The following is a 2,704-nucleotide window of genomic DNA, read 5'->3' on the forward strand; positions in this document are numbered from 1 at the left end:
GCATGCCGGTGACGGCCAGCGCGCCGGCGCTGGCATCCGCCGTGACCGTGCCCGCCGTTCCCTGAAAGATCACGAAGCCCGGCTGCGGCTGCATCGCGCCGTTCGTCGCCCCGTTATAGGTGGTCCAGTTGGTGGACGCGGCGGTCCAGACGCCCGATCCGCCGTCGACCATGTTGTTGTTGGCGTTGCCCGCGCCGTCGCCGTCCCAGAAGGTCGTGGTCGGCGGCATGTTGTTGACGAGGTTGACCTGGCCTGCGACCGCGGTCTGCACGGCAAAGTCGCCGGCCGCGGCCCCGCTCGGCGTCGCGCCGATGATCATCCCGTTGTCGGTGAGCGCGCCGCCATAGTTCATCAGACGATAGACGCCCGGGCCGAAGCCCCCGCCGGAGGTGATGTTGAGCGTGCCGTCGAGCGTCAGGTTGTTGGCGACGTTGAACAGCGCCGCGCCGCCCGGCGTGGTCAGGGTCACGTTGACATTGGAGCCGGCCGCAAGGTTGAGGCTCTGCATTGACAAGGTCTGGCCCTGAACGCCCTGCAGCGTGCCGCCATTGTCGACCGTCACCGGCCCGCCGAGCGTGCCCATGCCGCCGAGCGTGCCGCCGGCCATGACGCTGACCGGGCCGCCGCCGATATTGCCGTCGACCAGCAGCGTCCCACCGGAGATGTTCGTAGAACCGGTAAAGGCGCTGGAATCGGCCGTCAGGCGGGTGACGCCGGCCAACTGGTTGATCGCTCCGTTGCCGCCGATGACCGGCGAGAACACATAGTTCGTCTCCGTGTGGTTGAACTGGAGTGCGCCCAGTCCGTCGCCGAACTGAACAAGGGCCGTGTCAAGCGTGCCAGCGGCGACCGCCGGCGATCCGTCCTCGGCGCCGATGCTGAGCTTGCCGATCGAGCCGGGATCGTTGGCAATGAGCACGCCGGCGCCGCCGACGGACACCAAACCGCCGTTCGAGATCGTCAACGCGCCATTGCCGGCAAAGCCAACAACGAAATTGTTTCCGATTGTCCAGGTCGAGTTGCTTCCATCGACGCGAGCCGTTCCACTGGAGCCGGCTTGAAAACCGACAACGCCCACTCCCGTCCCGGTATCAGCTGAGCCGCCGTTAGTGATCGTCAGGGCGCCCGTTCCGAAGTATCCGACGACCATTCCTGAGGTGTTCGTCCACGAAGAGCCAGGCCCGTCGATCGTCACCTGACCGCTTGAGGCGGGGTCGACGCCGATCGAGCCCACCCTGCTGCTTACCGCCCCACCGTTCACGATCTGCAAATCGGCCTGACCGTAGTATCCCACACTAAGATCTTTGGTGTTCGTCCATTTCGATCCCGCGCCCTCCACAATCGCCTGGGCGATAGAGCTGCCGCCGTAGCCGATAAATCCGTCGCCGCCGTTAGTGACGAGGCCGCCATTGGTGATAGACAGCGAACCCGCATCGAGACGCCCTACCGTCAGATCATTCGAAATCGCGAGCTTCGAGCCGCCGCCGTCGACCGCGACGGCGCCCTGACCGCCGGTGTTTTCGCCGACAAGGGCGTTGACCGCCGTGACGACACCGCCGTTTTCGATGCGCAGTCTGCCGTTGCCGACTTCGGCTACATAGAGATCGCCGGTGTTCGTCCAGGTCGATCCCGCGCCAGTCACCGTCACGGAGCTGATGTTGCCGGTGGTTAGCCCGTTATAGGATATGAAGCCGTTGACATCGGTGACGCTGCCGCCATCGGCGATGGTGAGATCGCCGTGGCCCTCGTGCCCGACATGCAGGTCCGCGCTATTTGTCCAGGTCGAGCCGGCGCCGGTGACGGTCGCGGCCGCATCGCTTGAGCCGTAGCCGATAAACCCGGCTTCGTTGGAGACCGTGGCCCCCGCCGCGACTGTCATGCGTGCGGTTCCTCGATCGCCTACGAGCAGATCGTGGACGATAGACCAGTCGGAGCCCATGTCCGAGATGGTCGCGATGCCGCTCGAACCGGCCTCCACACCGATTGTCGCGCCGCTCGCCATCGCCTTCGCGCCGTTGGAGACGGTCATCACGCCGTTTCCGTCAAAACCGATGCTGAGGAATGGACCGGCCGCGAAAACCGATCCGACGCCATCGACGGTGACGATGCCCGAGGAACCGGTAACATTGCCCAGGTAGCCGCCGTTGAAATTGACCCGACCCCCGTTCGAAATCGCCACGAAGCCGGTGCCCTCGTAGCCGACGATCGCGGTAGCCGAGGTTGTCCAGATCGAGCCCGCACCAGTGACGCTCACAACGCCATTGCCGGTTGCGACGGCGCCCAGGATGGCGGAGGTATCGTTCACCGTTCCGGACACGCCTCCAACGCCGATGTTGAGCGTGCCAGCCGATGAATCGCCGACTTTCAACGGGCCGCCGATATTCCAGGGAGACGCTTGCGTACCGGGCACATTGACGACCGCGCCACCGTCGATGACGGCCTGGGCGTTTGCAGAGTTGCTCTCACTTCCTACGGAAACGATAGCGGTCGTCGCGAGAAGAATCATCCTCAGGTGCAAAAATTTAGAACGGCTTGTGACAGCGGCTTTATTATCTTGCGTAAAAATCATCAGGGCCCCAAAACGCGAATGTCTTGTAAAGTCGATCGATGCATTTGGGGGAAGAAATACATGCTTGCGGACTCACTTTCTTGGGCGGGCCGGCACGATTGATTTAGCCTTGCGGCAATGCTCCTTCTCCAACGG

Annotated in this window: 1 pseudogene; it reads right to left on the bottom strand. The window is 63.8% G+C overall.

The window, feature by feature from the left end:
- A pseudogene (locus ACODTY_RS23705) lies at positions 1-2,506 on the bottom strand (autotransporter domain-containing protein); the annotation flags it as partial.
- Between the last annotated feature and the right edge of the window lie 198 nt (positions 2,507-2,704).

This window comes from Mesorhizobium sp. FG116 (assembly GCF_057809835.1).